Annotated in this window: 16 protein-coding genes; 14 read left to right on the top strand and 2 right to left on the bottom strand. The window is 34.6% G+C overall.

Annotated elements, in window-relative coordinates:
- Positions 1 to 4: 4 nt before the first annotated feature.
- Both pyrE and RMR09_RS04285 read left to right on the top strand, forming a co-directional pair.
- Positions 5 to 646: an orotate phosphoribosyltransferase gene (gene pyrE, locus RMR09_RS04290; protein ID WP_310594574.1), complete on the top strand. Its 642-nt coding sequence runs from the start codon at positions 5 to 7 to the stop codon at positions 644 to 646.
- 15 nt (positions 647 to 661) lie between these two features.
- Positions 662 to 1,054, top strand: a complete 393-nt coding sequence (locus RMR09_RS04285) for an SRPBCC family protein (protein ID WP_310594573.1) — start codon at positions 662 to 664, stop codon at positions 1,052 to 1,054.
- Between the two features lie 52 nt (positions 1,055 to 1,106).
- On the opposite strand, the gene RMR09_RS04280 is transcribed toward RMR09_RS04285, so the two are convergent.
- Positions 1,107 to 1,835: a biotin--[acetyl-CoA-carboxylase] ligase gene (locus tag RMR09_RS04280; protein WP_310594572.1), complete on the bottom strand. Its 729-nt coding sequence runs from the start codon at positions 1,833 to 1,835 to the stop codon at positions 1,107 to 1,109.
- Positions 1,836 to 1,933: 98 nt separating this feature from the next.
- Between RMR09_RS04280 and rsfS the strand changes: the two genes are divergently transcribed.
- The 7 genes from rsfS to RMR09_RS04245 all read left to right on the top strand — a co-directional run bounded on the left by rsfS (position 1,934) and on the right by RMR09_RS04245 (position 7,539).
- Positions 1,934 to 2,305: a ribosome silencing factor gene (gene rsfS / locus RMR09_RS04275; protein WP_310594571.1), complete on the top strand. Its 372-nt coding sequence runs from the start codon at positions 1,934 to 1,936 to the stop codon at positions 2,303 to 2,305.
- 15 nt (positions 2,306 to 2,320) lie between these two features.
- Positions 2,321 to 4,243, top strand: a complete 1,923-nt coding sequence (gene ftsH / locus RMR09_RS04270; RefSeq protein ID WP_310594570.1) for an ATP-dependent zinc metalloprotease FtsH — start codon at positions 2,321 to 2,323, stop codon at positions 4,241 to 4,243.
- 111 nt (positions 4,244 to 4,354) lie between these two features.
- A complete protein-coding gene (locus tag RMR09_RS04265; RefSeq protein ID WP_310594569.1) occupies positions 4,355 to 4,957 on the top strand; it encodes a lactate utilization protein B/C in 603 nt (200 codons plus the stop codon).
- Position 4,958: 1 nt separating this feature from the next.
- Positions 4,959 to 5,849: a phosphatidate cytidylyltransferase gene (locus tag RMR09_RS04260; RefSeq protein ID WP_310594568.1), complete on the top strand. Its 891-nt coding sequence runs from the start codon at positions 4,959 to 4,961 to the stop codon at positions 5,847 to 5,849.
- A complete protein-coding gene (locus RMR09_RS04255; RefSeq protein WP_310594567.1) occupies positions 5,839 to 6,492 on the top strand; it encodes a phosphatidylserine decarboxylase family protein in 654 nt (217 codons plus the stop codon). The genes RMR09_RS04260 and RMR09_RS04255 overlap by 11 nt, the downstream gene beginning before the upstream one ends.
- Complete coding sequence (locus RMR09_RS04250; RefSeq protein ID WP_310594566.1) at positions 6,492 to 6,761, top strand: acyl-CoA-binding protein; 270 nt, start codon at positions 6,492 to 6,494, stop codon at positions 6,759 to 6,761. Before RMR09_RS04255 ends, RMR09_RS04250 begins: the two co-directional genes overlap by 1 nt.
- A gap of 7 nt (positions 6,762 to 6,768) precedes the next feature.
- Positions 6,769 to 7,539 (top strand): superoxide dismutase, encoded by a 771-nt coding sequence (locus RMR09_RS04245; RefSeq protein ID WP_310594565.1) that lies wholly within the window; start codon positions 6,769 to 6,771, stop codon positions 7,537 to 7,539.
- Between the two features lie 10 nt (positions 7,540 to 7,549).
- Here RMR09_RS04245 and RMR09_RS04240 read toward each other — a convergent pair whose 3' ends face one another.
- Positions 7,550 to 9,415 (bottom strand): alpha-amylase family protein, encoded by a 1,866-nt coding sequence (locus RMR09_RS04240; protein ID WP_409070955.1) that lies wholly within the window; start codon positions 9,413 to 9,415, stop codon positions 7,550 to 7,552.
- Between the two features lie 247 nt (positions 9,416 to 9,662).
- On the opposite strand from RMR09_RS04240, the gene RMR09_RS04235 reads away from it, so the two are divergent.
- From RMR09_RS04235 to RMR09_RS04215, 5 genes are all read left to right on the top strand, one after another.
- Positions 9,663 to 11,207 (top strand): OstA-like protein, encoded by a 1,545-nt coding sequence (locus RMR09_RS04235; RefSeq protein ID WP_310594737.1) that lies wholly within the window; start codon positions 9,663 to 9,665, stop codon positions 11,205 to 11,207.
- A 67-nt stretch (positions 11,208 to 11,274) separates the two neighbouring features.
- Positions 11,275 to 12,462: an aspartate aminotransferase family protein gene (locus tag RMR09_RS04230; protein WP_310594564.1), complete on the top strand. Its 1,188-nt coding sequence runs from the start codon at positions 11,275 to 11,277 to the stop codon at positions 12,460 to 12,462.
- A 115-nt stretch (positions 12,463 to 12,577) separates the two neighbouring features.
- Positions 12,578 to 13,972, top strand: a complete 1,395-nt coding sequence (locus tag RMR09_RS04225; protein WP_310594563.1) for a tetratricopeptide repeat protein — start codon at positions 12,578 to 12,580, stop codon at positions 13,970 to 13,972.
- Positions 13,973 to 13,974: 2 nt separating this feature from the next.
- Complete coding sequence (gene aroE / locus RMR09_RS04220) at positions 13,975 to 14,721, top strand: shikimate dehydrogenase (RefSeq protein WP_310594562.1); 747 nt, start codon at positions 13,975 to 13,977, stop codon at positions 14,719 to 14,721.
- A gap of 253 nt (positions 14,722 to 14,974) precedes the next feature.
- Complete coding sequence (locus RMR09_RS04215; RefSeq protein WP_310594561.1) at positions 14,975 to 16,933, top strand: DUF349 domain-containing protein; 1,959 nt, start codon at positions 14,975 to 14,977, stop codon at positions 16,931 to 16,933.
- The last annotated feature ends 123 nt before the right edge of the window (positions 16,934 to 17,056 follow it).

The raw sequence follows: 17,056 nt of genomic DNA, 5'->3' as shown, positions 1-17,056 counted from the left end.
CACTATGATTTTTAATAAAGAAACAGCCGAAAAAACAGCCGAATTGCTTTTGCAAATAAATGCAATTAAATTGAATCCAAGAAATCCTTTTACATGGGCTTCTGGATGGAAATCGCCAATCTATTGCGACAACCGCCTAATCCTTTCATTTCCAGCCATCCGAAATTATGTTCGCGATGAGTTTGCCAAAAATATTGAAAAACAATTTGGTAAACCAGATGTTATTGCAGGAGTAGCTACCGGAGCCATCGGAATTGGTATCCTTGTTGCTGAAAGTATGGGATTGCCTTTTGTATATGTTCGTCCAGAACCTAAAAAACACGGAAGACAAAACCAAGTAGAAGGTTTTTTACAAAAAGGTCAGAATGTAGTGGTTGTGGAAGACTTGATTAGTACTGGAAACAGCAGTTTACTTGCTGTAGAAGCTTTGAAAGAAGCGGGAGCTAACATCAAAGGAATGGCTGCTATTTTTACTTATGGATTTGATTTAGCCGAACAAAATTTCAAAAATGCTAATGTGGAATTATACACTTTAAGTAATTATGAAAACTTATTGAACTTGGCTGTTGCCAAAACCTACATTACCGAAGAAGAACAACAAACCTTAAGTGAATGGAACGTGAATCCATCTACTTGGAATGTATAATCTATACCTCTACAAATGAATTTAGAAAGTCCAAAAGTTAGCGTTCAAAAATCAGCTCAAGAGTTGTTTAGTCTATTGTCAGAAGTGAAAAACTTCGAACAGTTAATGCCTGAAAATATTGCTAAATTTGAAGTGATTGGTGCTGATGCTTTTATTTTTGGTTTAAAAGGAATGCCTGAAATCAAATTAGTCATTAAAGAAAAAGTCGCTCCAAGTAAACTCGTATTAGGAGCAGCAAGCGATAAACTACCTTTTACATTGACTGCTTCAATTGACGCAGTTACTGAAAATAGTTCAGATGTAAAGCTGGATTTCGAAGGAGAATTTAATGCGATGATGGCAATGATGATCAAAGGACCTATCCAAAAATTCATCGAAACATTGGTAGAGAACATGCACAAATTATAATATCTAAATAATTGTATAAAAAGGGCTGTAATTGATATTACAGCCCTTTTTATTAGTACAACATCTGAATTTCTTTAATGTCAAATTCGGCAACTGAATCGTCTTCTAACAACACCTGTAGCCTTCCAACAGGAGATATTCCTTGAATAATCCCCATGAATTTTTCCTCCTTTTGATTGGTAAACGGCATGGGTTCCCCTTTCTTAAAAAGTAAATCAACAAATTGTTGACGCAAGGAAGTCGGATTTTGTTTACTCTCTTCTACATTAGCTTCTAGTTGAGTAACAATCGCTGAAAGTAATTCTTCCTTATTCAATTCGTGTTCCACAACAACTGCTAAAGAAGAAGCCTTCGGCAGTCCTTCAAAATTAGTTTGGTTCACATTGAGCCCTAGTCCCACTATAGAAAGTATGGTTCCGTCACTCTTAATGCTATTTTCTATTAAAATACCACCTATTTTCTTATTAGCTGACAGAATGTCGTTTGGCCATTTAATACTTAAATTAGGAATATTTTGTTTTTTTAAAGCAGTAATAACTGCTGTAGCAACAGCGATATTCAAATTAAAAATCTCATTAATTTCAGACAAAAAATCTTTAACCAAGATACTCATTATTAGATTTTTACCCACTTCCGAGTTCCACACTGCCCCCATTTGCCCCTTTCCTTTAGTTTGGTTTTCGGCGGTGACCACAGTAAAGTTTTCAAGATCTTCTTTATTGGATAATCCTTTAAGAAATTCGTTAGTGGAATCTATGGCATCGAGTTTGATTAGTTTCATAAAACTATTTTTTGCAGCACAGAACTTAATATTCTGTTAATGGTTCAAAAATAATCACAAAAAATGGTAACTTTACCAACTTATATTAAAAATAATTCATGGCGAAAAAGACTATAAATAATGATGTACTCATTGCTAACATCATCAAAGGAATCGAAGAAGTAAAAGGAAATGATATTGACATCTTAGATTTAAGAGAAATAGACACCGCAGTTTGCGATTATTTCATCATCTGTAATGGAACCTCGAATACTCAAGTTAACGCCATTGTAAGCTCCGTACAAAAAACAGTTTCAAAAGAATTGAAAGACAAGCCTTGGCATGTTGAAGGGACTGATAATGCCGAATGGGTACTGATGGATTATGTAAACGTAGTAGTTCATGTTTTCCAAAAGCATATCCGCGAATATTACAATATTGAAAGCCTTTGGGGAGATGCAAAAATCACTACAATCGAAAACAAATACTAAAGAAAAAAACGAGTAATGGCGAATAATAATCCTAATCCGAATAAATTTAAAGTAAGTCCTTGGTTAGTTTACACAGGAATTCTTCTTATTTTTCTTTTCATCAGTTTTGCGACTGGTGGAAGTAATTTTGAGGAACCTGCCCAATTAACTTCGTCCAAATTCAATAATTTACTTGAAAAAGGACAGATTGAAAAAGTGATTGTATACAATAAAAGTGAAGCTGAAGTATACTTAACAGCTGCCGCTTTGAAAGATAAATCAAATTCAAAAGTTGCTAAAGATGTTTTTGATCGTCCTAATGCTGGACCTCATTATACATTGGAAATTGGTAACGACCAAATCTTCCAAACTAAATTAGAAAAAGCGGTTGGAGAAGGGAAATTGAAAGATTTTAACTTCTTACAAAAAAGCAATTGGACTGATATTCTTGTTAGCCTCTTGCCAATTATCGTAATCATTGCTGTTTGGATATTCATCATGAGAAGAATGTCTGGCGGTGGTGCTGGTGGTGGCGGACAGATTTTCAACATTGGGAAATCAAAAGCCAAACTATTTGACGAAAAAACAGATATCAAAACTACATTTAAAGATGTAGCTGGTTTAGAAGGAGCTAAAGAAGAAATTCAAGAAATTGTAGAGTTTCTTAAAAATCCTGAAAAATACACCAATTTAGGAGGTAAAATTCCCAAAGGAGCCTTATTAGTAGGCCCTCCAGGAACAGGAAAAACCTTGTTAGCCAAAGCTGTAGCCGGTGAAGCACAAGTACCTTTTTTCTCTTTATCAGGTTCTGATTTCGTAGAAATGTTTGTAGGTGTAGGAGCCTCTCGTGTTAGAGATTTGTTCAAACAAGCTAAAGAAAAATCACCTGCTATTATCTTCATTGATGAGATTGATGCCGTGGGTAGAGCAAGAGGAAAAAACAATATGTCAGGCGGTAATGACGAGCGCGAAAACACCTTGAATCAGTTATTAACTGAGATGGATGGTTTTGGTACCAATTCAAATGTAATTGTATTAGCTGCTACCAATAGAGCTGATGTATTAGACAAAGCCTTGATGCGTGCGGGGCGTTTTGATAGACAAATTTTTGTTGACTTACCGGACATTCGTGAGCGTGGAGAAATCTTTAAAGTACATTTAGCTCCTTTGAAAAAAATAGAAGGATTAGACGTTGACTTTTTAGCCAAACAAACTCCTGGTTTTTCGGGTGCTGATATTGCTAATGTTTGTAACGAAGCAGCTTTAATTGCTGCAAGAAACAACAAAGCTGCGGTTGATAAACAAGATTTTTTAGACGCTGTTGATAGAATCATTGGTGGTTTAGAAAAGAAAAATAAAATCGTAACTCCTGAAGAGAAAAAAGCCATTGCAATACACGAAGCTGGACATGCAACTGTTAGTTGGATGTTAGAACACGCTGCACCACTTATCAAAGTAACTATTGTTCCAAGAGGGCAAAGTTTAGGTGCTGCTTGGTACCTTCCCGAAGAACGCTTAATTGTTCGTCCAGACCAAATGTTAGACGAAATGTGTGCCACTATGGGAGGAAGAGCTGCTGAAAAAGTAATCTTCAATAGAATTTCTACCGGAGCATTAAGTGATTTAGAAAAAGTTACACGCCAAGCAAGAGCTATGGTTACGGTTTACGGTTTAAATGAAAAAATTGGAAACGTTACTTACTACGATTCTTCTGGACAAAGTGAATATAGTTTTTCAAAACCTTACTCTGACGAAACTGCCAAAGTAATTGACGAAGAAATCTCAACTTTAATCGAAGGGCAATACCAAAGAGCCATTCAAATTTTAGAAGAAAACAAAGAGAAATTAAATCAATTAGCGGATATCTTAATCGAGAAAGAAGTGATATTTAAAGACGATTTAGAAGCTATTTTTGGGAAAAGAAGCTTTGATGAAAACTTAGAAGAAGTAGTCTCTTAATTTTAAATTATCAATTATTAATAAAATCTTAATTCAAAAATCACTTTTGAATTAAGATTTTTTTATCTTTGAACGTTTTCAAACACTATTTTTAAGTAGCTTAAATCGAATATGAGTCTTTTTAAAAAATTTTTTAGTTCCAGTAATCCCGCTTCTGAGGAAGATAAAGACAATGAACAAAGCCAATTCCTGCCTGAAGTAACGATGGCTGTTGACGAAGCTTTTATTTACCATTTTAAGAAAAATGGCGGGAAATTTATATACTGTGAGAACAAAAAAGAGGTAAGCGAACAATTTGAAAATATATTAGAAGAAAACGATTGGTTTGAAAATGAAGTTTTGTGTTTTGACCCTGCGCTTTTTGATTTATTAGACGAAAATAAATTACCCTACGAAAAACCAGCAAACCCAACTTTTCTTTTAGCTAGTTGCGAAAATTTAATAGCTGAAGAAGGTTCTATATTATTTTCTTCGAAACAAATCAAACAACTTAAACCTAACGATTTACCCGTAAACATTATTGTTGTTGCAACAACAAGTCAAATACTACTTACTAAAAGTGACGGTATGGGGGCAATTAAAAAGAAATACGAAAGAGACTACCCTACCAACATTACTACCATAAAATATTTCGAAAAAGCTAAAGAAGAAGACTTTACTCAATACGGAAGTGCAGCTAAAAATCTTTACTTATTGCTTTTAGAAGATCTTTAAGATGAATGAAACACTCAAAAGATTGATCTCTGGTGTAATTTACATTACACTTTTAATATCCTGCATCCTTTATTCGACTGAAAGTTTTATTCTTTTATTTGGAATTTTCATGGTAATTGCGACTTTTGAATTTTGCAATTTGGTAAAAATCAATACTCTTTTACCACTCTCTTTTGTGACCTTGTCTTATTCAATCATTAGTTTAGTCAGCTATTATGAAAAGGAAACTAATGATTACCTTTCTAATCTTAGAGAAAAACAGATTGAATTAGGTATCGATATTGAGCAATTAAATATAGTCCTTTTAATCATTACCCTTCTAGTATTCATAAAATGTCTTGTTTTTCTATTTGACAATAAAGAGCAGACCATTACGAGACTTTGGAAATACTTATATCTAATAGGGTACATACTTCTCCCTTTTATTTTTATTGTAAAAATTTCCTTTGGAATAAACGATTACAATCCAAAAATCATCATAGGCCTATTCATCCTGATTTGGACCAATGATACTTTTGCTTATTTAGTTGGAAAGTCTATTGGGAAAAATAAATTATATGAACGCATCTCACCTAAAAAAACAATTGAAGGTTTTATTGGAGGAGTCGTATTTGCTGTTTTTGCGGGTTATTTGATTTCGAAATTATATATTAAACCAAACCCTAATTTTAGTGATAAATCCATTTTAATTTGGACAATGATTGCTTTAATAGTAGGTGTTTTTGGAACCATAGGAGACTTAATTGAATCCAAATTTAAACGTATCGCTGAAGTAAAAGACAGCGGTAAAATTATGCCAGGTCATGGAGGCATACTAGATCGTCTAGATAGTGTTATATTTGTAGCACCAATTGTATATTTATTTTATCAAATTTTATCTTATGTTTCATAAAGAAGGAACTCCATCAATTTTACTAGGTACTTTTATCACTGCAATTGTTGTATTAGCAAGTGACAGTCTAATTGATACGGATTGGATCAAGATGACAATCAAAATCATTACCCTCATCTTTTTAATCATTATTTTACAATTTTTCAGAAACCCAAAACGTACTTTTATCTTAAATGAGGATCAAATTCTTTCTCCAGTTGATGGAAAAGTAGTGGTTATTGAAGAAGTATATGAAGGTGAATATTTTAAAGACAAACGTTTGCAAGTTTCTATATTCATGTCGCCTATCAATGTGCATGTTACTCGTTACCCTATGGGAGGTCTTATAAAATTTAGCAAATACCATCCTGGCAAGTTTCTTGTCGCTTGGCATCCAAAAGCTAGTGAAGAAAATGAAAGAACAACCATCGTTGTAGAAAACCAATCATTTGGCGAGGTATTGTACAGACAAATTGCTGGCGCATTAGCCAAGCGAATTGTAAACTATGCTCAAGAGGGAATGCAAGTAATTCAGGGAACGGATGCCGGTTTCATCAAATTTGGTTCGAGAGTAGATTTATTTTTACCTTTGGGAACACCAATTAATGTAGTATTAAATCAAAAAGCCATTGGCGGAAAAACAGTTATTGCAACCAAAGCGTAATGATTGAAAATGATTTAGATAAACGATTTAGTGAAGCCGTTGAAGCCGCTTCTGAAATGACGCAAGCCTCTTTGCCTCAAGATGTACAATTGCGCCTGTATGCTTATTATAAACAAGCTACTTTTGGTTCTGCACAATACAATCAATCGGAAAATTTTGACTTACGAAATGCTTTCAAAACCAATGCTTGGATGCAAATTAGTCACATTTCTATCGATGAAGCTAAAGAGCAGTATATCGAAATCATCAATTCTTTATTGAAAAAATAAACTCGTTATGAAAAACAACTTTTTCAAAGCAACTTATTTACTTTTATTTTTCGTTTTGTTTTCTTGTAACAAGAAAAAATTAACTGAGGTAGTAGAAGTTCCTTTACCAAGCGCTGAAGAAAAAATCACTATGGGTATTCCAGATGATGTACAAGCTAATGACGGCTCTTTCCAGCTAGAAAAACTAGGTTTTGGTTACGATGCCTTAACTCCTAATATATCGGCTATTACATTAGAAAATCATTATTCTAAGCACTATCTATCCTATACGAATAAGTTGAATGAAGCTATTGCAGGAACGAATTTAGAAAATCTCACTATTGAAGAAGTAGTATCACAATTAGACACCAGTAATGAAGAGTTAAAAAACAATGCAGGAGGTTACTACAACCATTCTTTATATTTTAAATGTATTGGTGCTAAAGCAGCGGGGCAACCTAAAGATTCTCTAGCAGCAGCCATTGATAAAGACTTTGAATCATTTGATAATTTCAGTACGCAATTCAAAGGAGAAGCTACAAAACTATTCGGTTCAGGTTGGGTTTGGCTAATTGTAGATCGTTCCGGTAAATTGCAAATTACAAGCACTGCTAATCAGGACAATCCTTTAATGAGAAATGCCAAAGTACAAGGAAAACCAATTCTAGCCTTAGACGTTTGGGAACACGCGTACTATTTGGATTACCAATACAAAAGAAAAAATTATATTGACGCCTTTTTCAATACCATCAATTGGAGAAAAGTAGAAGAAAATTACGAAGAAGCTATTGCTAAATAGGACTCAATTTTCACTTCAATTGATAAATAAAGGACTCTAATGGTTGGATAGCAATTTGCACTTTCCCCTGTCCGTGAACCACTTCTAAAGTCAAAGCACTATTTTGATACAACTGATCAACAATCGTGTATTTCCCATCTTTTAAATGCCATTTCTGAATTATATCCTCTGGAATTTTTAATTCAAAATGACTGGTATGAACCGCTGAAAAATTAGACACAACAATCAATTTCTCTGCGTCTGTCCAACGCACGTATGAATATACTTCTGGGTAATACCCTTCTGTAGCATAGCGATTCAATCCGTGAATTTCTTGAAATTCGCCCATTAATGCCGAACTTTTCAAAGTAAAATTAAGCAGTCTTTTGTAGAAATCGCGCAATGCTTTTTCTGAAGATGACAATTGCCCTCCGTCAAATTTACCCTCATTCATCCAACGTTGATGATTTGGCACCCCTACATAATCAAAAATAGATGTTCTAGAATGAGTCCCAAAACCTCCATTTTCATTTCCTGCCTCGCCTACTTCTTGTCCAAAATAAATCATCGTTGGTGACGTGCTTATTGTAGCCGAAACTACCATTAGCGGTTTCCCTTTTTCAGCCGAACCCGCAAACTCAGGACTAGCCAAACGCTGTTCGTCATGATTATCTAAAAAATGTAACATGTGATGCTCAATATCTGCTAATCCTTTTTGGATATCGGTAATTGGGTCGGTCTGACTTCTACCTTGTACAATTTCTTTTAACTTGTCATACAATTCCACTTTATCGTACAAATAATCCATTTTCCCTAAATGAATGTAATTTCGATACTCTTTTGGATTGTACACTTCTGCTAATAAAAAAGCATCTGGTCTTTTTACTTTGATAGCTGAATTCATATAGCTCCAAAACTCATACGGTACCATTTCTGCCATATCATAGCGAAAACCATCTACTCCTTTGGCTAACCAATATTCGGCAATAGCACGGAATTTTTTCCATGAGCTTGGTACATCTTTGTCTTTCCAAAAATCAAAATGTTCTTGACAACTTTTACTTTCAAATCCTGCTGGAAATGTTGCAAAATCTTTAGTTCCATCAGGGCGAATTCCGTAATTTACTTTTACCGTTTCGTACCAATCGTTTTTATCTGGTTTTGCTAAACGCGAACCATTTCCAGTCCACTTTGCAGGAAATTCTTCAAATTTACCATCAATCAAAGGATTCACTTCCCCATTTAAAGGAGTAATCCCATCAGGCAATTCAAAACGAGTATTAGGAATGTAATAAAAATTATTGTTCTTGTCATATTCTACCAAAACATTATCGTCTGCTCCAAAATCACGTACCCCTTTAGGATTGTTTTTGCCCTCGTATTTACGCGCAACGTGGTTCGGAACAATATCAATAATCAATTTCAAACCAGCTTTGTGCGTACGCGCTATCAAATCTTCAAATTCCTGTAATCTATTGACTGGATCGACTGCCAAATCAGGATTTACATTGTAATAATCTTTTACGGCATACGGCGAACCTGCTCTTCCTTTTACCACTTCTGGATCATCATTTGAAATTCCATATTTTGTATAATCGCGAATAACGGCATGATGCGGAACTCCAGTATACCAAATATGACTCACCCCTAAATCTTTGATTTCTTTCAAAGCTTTATCTGTAAAATCATTGAACTTCCCTACCCCATTTTCTTCGATGGTTCCCCATGGTGTATTAGTGGTGTTGGTATTTCCAAATAATCGTGTAAAAACTTGATATACTACGGCTTTTTTTGCAGGGATATTGGTCATTTTTTGAGTATTACTTTTTTTAGTATTGGTTTGCGCTCCTGATTGTAAAGAAAAAACTAAAGCGGCAATAAAAAGAATTTGTTTCATAAGATTAGCATTGAAGCGTATTGACAAATATAATTATTTTTAAGACATCGGCAAGAACGACTTTTGTTAGGAATAAAACAGTTCCTTATCAGTTTATAAATATTTCATAAATACCCTTGTGCTTCATACAATTTGATTAATTTTATGCCCAAAATAATTAGACTTGAAAAAACTACAATTTGCACTCTATTTTGCGTTGTTTTTAGTACTTGCGCCAAAAGCAATTGGGCAGGCTCCTAAGAAAATAATGATAGAACAATCTGATTTTGCAGACAGAAACCAAGTAGAAATTCCAGATGCAATTTTACTTACTGGAAATGTACGCCTGAATCATGACGGAGTGGTTTTAACCTGTAACAAAGCGTATTATTTTCAAAAAGAAAATTACATCAAAGCCTTTGGAAATGTTCAATTGGTTCAAGGCGACACCCTTTTCTTAAATAGTAAATATGCAGAGTATAGTGGTAATGTAAAAAAAGCATTTGCTACTGGCGATGCTGTAATGAGTTCTCCTGAAGCTACTTTAGTTACAGATACCATCAACTTTGACAGAAATACACAAGAAGTTTTTTACAACACGAAAGGGACAATTACCAACTTACAAAACACCTTAGTCAGTAAGTCTGGTAAATACTTTGTACCCGAGAAAAAATTTCAATTTTTAACCGAAGTAACAATTACTAATCCGACTTATGTAATTAAATCCAATCATTTGGATTATTACAGTAATTCTGGACATTCTTATTTATTGGGACCTTCCACCATTACAAGCAAGGCCAATTTCATTTATACTGAAAAAGGATTTTACGATACCAAGAAAAACAAAGCCCATTTTCTAAACAAGTCTTACATCAAATACGACGATCGAATTATTAGAGGAGATAGTTTGTATTACGACAGAAATAAAGAATTTGCATCGGCTTCTCGAAATGTAAAAATCACCGACTCCATCAACCGAGGTATTGTCAAAGGGCATTATGCCGAAATGTACAAGAAAAAAGATTCGCTTTTTGTAACCAAAAGAGCTATCGCTATCAACTTTGTTGAAAATGATTCGGTTTATATTCACGGGAAAAAATTAATGGTAACTGGAAAAGAAGGCAACCGAATTATTCGCGCTTTCAATAATGTGCGTTTTTTCAAAAAAGACATGAGTGGCAAATGCGATTCGATACATTCGAGTTCCAAAATAGCACTGACCAAATTAATTGGGAATCCAATACTTTGGAATGGGGAGAGTCAAATTACTGGAGATGTAATGCACCTCATTGGCAACAACACCACTCAAAAACTAGACTCGCTCAAAGTACTCAACAATACGTTTCTCGTCTCTAAAGACACACTTGGAACAGGCTATAATCAAATCAAGGGGCAGAATTTGTTTGGAAAATTTGAGGAAGGGAAATTACATGATGTAGATATCATCAAAAACACCGAAGTCATTTATTATATGCGAAATGACGCACACGAACTCATCGGTATTAATAAAAATAAGAGTAGTAAAATCAATATTTTATTTAATAAAAATGAGGTCGACCAAATTACTTTTTTCACACAAGTGGACGGCGACTTATTTCCCGAAAAAGATTTACCTGAAAACGACAGAAAATTCAAAGGATTTATTTGGCGAGGCGAAGAACGAATTCAATCCAAAGATGATATTTTTCCTCCTGAAGAGAATGAAGACAATGAAAAAATTGCCCAATTAGCCAAAGCGCAAAAGGACAAAAAAAATGTCCCAATGAAGGTGCGAAAAGAAACTTTGGATTACGATAAAAAGAAGAAAAAATAGCCTTTGAAAAAGCAATTGCAAAAATCAATTACAATGTCAATTTTAAGTGCAATTAAATCATATTAAAGTGAACCACGATTTTATACAATACCAAGCACAAACATCTCCCTATCCTTTAGGAATGGAAGTATCACATGCTGTAGGATCGTACATTTACGATACTAATAACAAAAGCTATTTGGACTTTGTAGCTGGGGTTTCGGCTTGTTCATTAGGACATCAGCACCCAAGAGTGAATCAAGCGATTAAAGACCAATTGGATTTGTATTCGCATGTGATGGTGTATGGCGAATATTCACAAAGTCCAGCGGTGGAGTATTGCAAACTGATGGCATCTCTCCTGCCCGCTCCTTTAGATAAAACCTATTTAGTCAATTCAGGGACTGAAGCAATTGAAGGAGCGCTAAAATTAGCACGTCGGGTTACAGGTCGCAGCCAATTGATTTCATGTCATAATGCCTATCATGGCAACACCATGGGTTCGATGAGCGTGATGGGATTTGAAGAACGCAAACAAATTTTTCGCCCTTTAATTCCAGATGTGGAATTCATTACTTTCAATAACGAAGCTGATTTAGAAAAAATCACAACAAAAACAGCGGGTATTTTACTTGAAACTATTCAAGGTGGTGCTGGATTCATCCAACCTGAAAATGATTTTCTTAAAAAAGTTCGCCAACGTTGTGACGAAGTTGGCACCATGATGATATTAGACGAAATTCAACCCGGTTTTGGACGTACGGGAACACTTTTTGGTTTCCAAAATTACGATGTCGTTCCTGATATTGTAGTCATGGGAAAAGGTATGGGTGGCGGAATGCCTGTTGGTGCATTTACAGCTTCAGCAAGTAGGATGGATTTATTGAGTAACAATCCGAAGTTAGGACACATTACTACTTTTGGCGGACATCCTGTCATAGCGGCAGCGTGTTTGGCTACCTTGAAAGAAATTACTGAAACTACGCTGATGGCAGATGCATTAGCCAAAGAAAAACTCTTTCGATCACTCTTGGTACATCCTTTGATAGAAGAAGTTAGAGGAAAAGGATTGATGTTAGCCGCAATGACAAAAAGTGCCGATATTACCAATGAAGTAATTCTGAAATGCCAAGACAAAGGCTTGATTTTATTTTGGTTATTATTTGAAAGTTGCGCTATACGAATTACGCCTCCATTAACTATTTCTGAAGAAGAAATACGAGAAGGATGCGCTATTTTATTAGAAGTAATGGACGAGGTAGCTCAAAAAAAGTAGCCTTATTCAACCTTGCTTTTTGTTAATTAAATTGTTCACAACAATTCTTGCTTTTTCTCGCATAACAATTCTATTTTCCTAATTTTATTTAGGCCAAATTCAAAAACAAAACAGCATGCAATTAAGCAACGAAGAAGAAGATTATAACTTATCTCTTTCCAAATTTGAGTCGATGTTAAAGACCAATAAAGTCTTGTTTTTTGATTCAGAGGAATTTGAAGAAATCATCCTTCACTATATCGACACGGGTAAGACTTCTTTAGCTAAAAAAGCATTGAAATTAGCCTTAGAACAACACCCTAAATCTACCGGATTAAAGCTAGTTCAAGTTGAGATGTTAGTCTACGAGGACAAACTTGACTTGGCCGAAAAAATGCTTAATGAGTTGTATGCAATTGAGCCTAACAACGAAGAAATTTACATCCAAAAGGCCAATATTTGCTCCAAAAGAGATCAACACGAAAAAGCGGTTGAACTCTTAAAAATAGCACTTCAATACACTGATGATTATGCTGACGTCTATAACTTGATTGGTATGGAATACCTTTTTATGGACAATTTAGAAATGGCAAAAGACAGTTTCATCAAATGTTTGGAAGAAGATTTAGAAGATCAATCGGCTCTATATAATGTGGTATATTGTTTTGAGTTTTTGGACCAAAACAAAGAAGCCATCGACTATTTGAATCAGTACATTGAAAAAAATCCGTATAGCGAAATTGCTTGGCACCAAGTGGGACGTTTACATTACGGATTGAAAGAATATGAAGAAGCCATTCGTGCTTTTAATTATGCTACTTTAATTGATGACGAATTCATGGGTGCTTTTATGGAAAAAGCAAAAGCCTTAGAACGTTTAAAAAGATACTCAGAAGCGATTGAGAGTTACGAAAGAACCATTGAATTAGATGATGCTACATCGTATGCTTTACTTCGTATTGGAAAATGTCACGAAAGATTAGGCAACACAGCTTTAGCTATCAAATACTACAACCAAACAGTTCATGAAGACCCACTTTTAGACAAAGGTTGGATTGCTATCACGGATTTTTATGTTCGTGAGAAAAACTATCAAAAAGCCTTGTTTTACGTTAACAAAGCCTTGGCAATTGACAACCAAAACCAATTGTATTGGAAACGTTATGCCACCATCAACAAACAAATGAACTTCTTTGAAGAAGCTGAATTTGGTTACCGTAAAGCAGTTGAATTTGGAGACTATCAATTAGACACTTGGTTGTTTTGGGTGGATATCCTTCAATTCTTAGGAGAATTTGATAGTGCCATTCAGACCTTGCTACAAGCCACTGAATATTTTCCAGAAGAAAATGAAATCGAATACCGCCTTGCAGGATTGTACTTTATGGTTCAAGACTCAACCAAAGCCAAATTTCATTTGAGCAATGGCTTGCGTTTGAACTTTGACAACTACATTCTTATTGAGGATTTGTTTCCAATGATTTGGGAAGAAAAAACAGTACAAAACTACATAGCCAAACACAAAAAATAAGCATGACATCTATTAAAAAACGTTTCGGTTTACTGGGCCGAAACATCAATTATTCATTTTCTAGAGGCTATTTTACCGAAAAATTTGAAAAAGAAAAGTTAGCAGGATACACTTACGAAAACTTTGACATTCCTACCATCGAATCTTTTTTGGAAATTATCAAGAATAACGAGCATTTAAGCGGAATGAACGTAACCATTCCGTACAAAGAATCTGTAATGCCATTCTTGGATAAATTATCGAAAAAAGCGACTAAAATTGGCGCAGTTAATACAATTAAATTTACTAAAAAAGGCAAGCTAAAAGGTTACAACACCGACTATTATGGTTTCCAAAAATCATTAGAACCTTTGCTTGAAGCACATCATAAAAAAGCTTTAATTTTAGGTACCGGTGGCGCTTCCAAAGGAGTTGCTTTTGCATTAGAAGAATTAGGAATTGACTATACTTTTGTTTCTAGACAGTCGAGCGAAACCGTTTTAGGTTACAATCAAATTACCGATTTAGTTTTTGACGAATACCAAATTGTAATTAACTCCACCCCTGTGGGAACAAGTCCCAATACTGATGCCTATCCAGAAATCCCGTATGAATTTTTCACCAAAAAACACATTGCATACGACTTGATTTACAATCCTGCCGAAACCCAATTTTTGAAAAAAGCACAACACCAAGGTGCTAAAACGAAAAACGGATTGGACATGCTTATTTTTCAAGCAGAGAAAGCATGGTCAATTTGGAATAAATAAAATCATACTATACTCCTTTTGTAACATCTCATCTTAGCTCTAATAGATACGACATTCTGTAAAGACAGGGTTTACCGGCACAAATACAGCGGATAGTAGAACACGAGCGAAACTAACAGAAGGATTAAATAGCTTACAAAAAAAGCACTAATTTTAGCGTAAAACGATGATAAATAAGGGATTTATTTTGTAGTTCAAAAGTGGTTTAGTATCTTTCGACTTGAATAATTTAGCAACCTTACACATTGAAAAAATGTTAGAAGAAAAGAATGATAACCTGCTTAATGCAGATGGAAATGGAACTGATTCTATAGAATCGACAACAGCAGCAGCAGCACCAATTGAAGCGACTGAAATTACTACTGAACCAGTAGCTGAGGCGCCTATTGCCAATGTTAACCAAACTATTATTGAGGCAATTGCCGATACCAATGCCGAGGAAAGCGAAGACGTAAGTTTAAAAGAACGTCACGATATTCCAATGCAAGATTACGATGCTTTATCAATGGAATCACTTGTGGACGAATTAAACACTTTAGTCACTAACGAAAAAGTGTTGTCTATAAAAGACCACGTTGAGGAGATCAAAAAGGCTTTTTTAGCCAAATACAACCACCTTATAGAGGAGAAAAAAGAAGAGTTTCTTGCAGAAAATCAAGATCCAAACGAAGAATTTCAGTACCACTTTCCTCTTAAGTCTAAATTTGATACTATCTATTCTGTTTACAGAAACCATAAAAACGAACACTTCAAAAACTTACAATCAAGTCTGAAAAATAATTTAGAAAATCGTCTTGCTATTGTTGAAGAGTTGAAAGAATTGATTAATCCGCAAGCCAATATTAAAGATATTTTAAAACATTTTAATGATTTAAGAGAGCGTTGGAAAAATGCAGGACCAATTCCAAAAGACAAATACAACCACGTTTGGAACAATTATCATTTTCATGTAGAAAATTTTTATGATTATTTACATCTAGATCGTGAAGCGAGAGATATTGATTTCAAGCACAATTTGGAACAAAAACAAAAAATTGTAGCTCGTGTTGAAGAGTTAATTCAAGAAGAAGACATCAATAAAGCATTCCGTGAATTGCAAGATTTACACCGCATTTGGAAAGAAGAAATCGGACCTGTATCAAGAGAACACCGCGAGGAAATTTGGAACCAATTTAGCGACTTAACCAAGCAAATGCACGACAAACGTGAATTGTTGTTTGAAAAACTTAGAGGCGCTGAAGTTGAAAATCTAGAAAAGAAAAAAGAAATCATTGCTCAAATTGAAGTGTTGGCAACTGAAAAAGTAAATGCCCACGCACAATGGTTAGCTCAAATAGAAAAAGTAGAAGCTTTAAGAGCGGCTTTCTTTGCAGCAGGTAAAGTTCCTGCAGAGGTAAACGAAGCCACCTGGACTGCTTTCAAAACGGCAGTTCGTAACTTCAATTCATTTAAGAATTCGTTTTACAAAGACATCAAGAAAGATCAAAACGATAACTTGAGTAAGAAACAAGCCTTGGTAGCCAAGGCCAAAGAACTACAAGAAAGTACTGACTTTGCTTCTTCTACTCCAATCATGAAACAAATTCAAGAAGAATGGAAGAAAATTGGTCATGTACCAAGAAAACATTCTGATAAAATCTGGAAAGAATTCAAGGACGCTTGCAATCATTATTTTGACAAATTAAAAGAGCAAAAAAACGAAGAAAACGGTGAAGAAGTAGCTGCTTTTGAAAACAAAAAAGCCTATTTGGAAACCTTGAGAGCATTTCAATTGACAGGTGATCATAAAACCGATTTGGACGGAATTAAATTGCATATTCAAAACTGGAAGGCGTATGGTAAAGTTCCGTTTGCAAGACGTCATATTGAGGGAAAATTCAATAAAATATTAGATGCACTTTTTGAAAAACTAAGTTTGAGTAAAAAAGATTCGGATATGATGCGTTTTGCTAATCGTATGGATCAATTGTCTGAAAGCAATGATAGCCGTAAACTAGAAAGTGAAAAAATCTTCTTAATTCGTAAAATTGAAGAAGTTCAAAATGAAATATTCCAATTAGAGAATAACATTCAATTTTTTACCAATACTAAAAATGCCAAAAAAGAAAATTCAATTGTGTTAGAAGTTCGAAAAAACATCGCCATACACAAAGAAAGCTTGGAAGTGTGGAAAGAAAAATTGAAACAATTACGAAACCTAAAACAGGAATAGTTTTTACCCTTACACCTAAAACCTCAATTCAAAAGATTGAGGTTTTTTTTATGTAAAAAAATAGCTAGGCTGATATTTATCATTTTAATTCGTTGAAAGTCGGCTTACTTTTGACATTCAAAT

It is taken from the genome of Flavobacterium sp. (assembly GCF_031537875.1).
Classification (GTDB): domain Bacteria; phylum Bacteroidota; class Bacteroidia; order Flavobacteriales; family Flavobacteriaceae; genus Flavobacterium.
The sequence above is the reverse complement of the archived record's forward strand: the minus strand, read 5'-3'. Positions and strand labels throughout refer to the sequence as shown.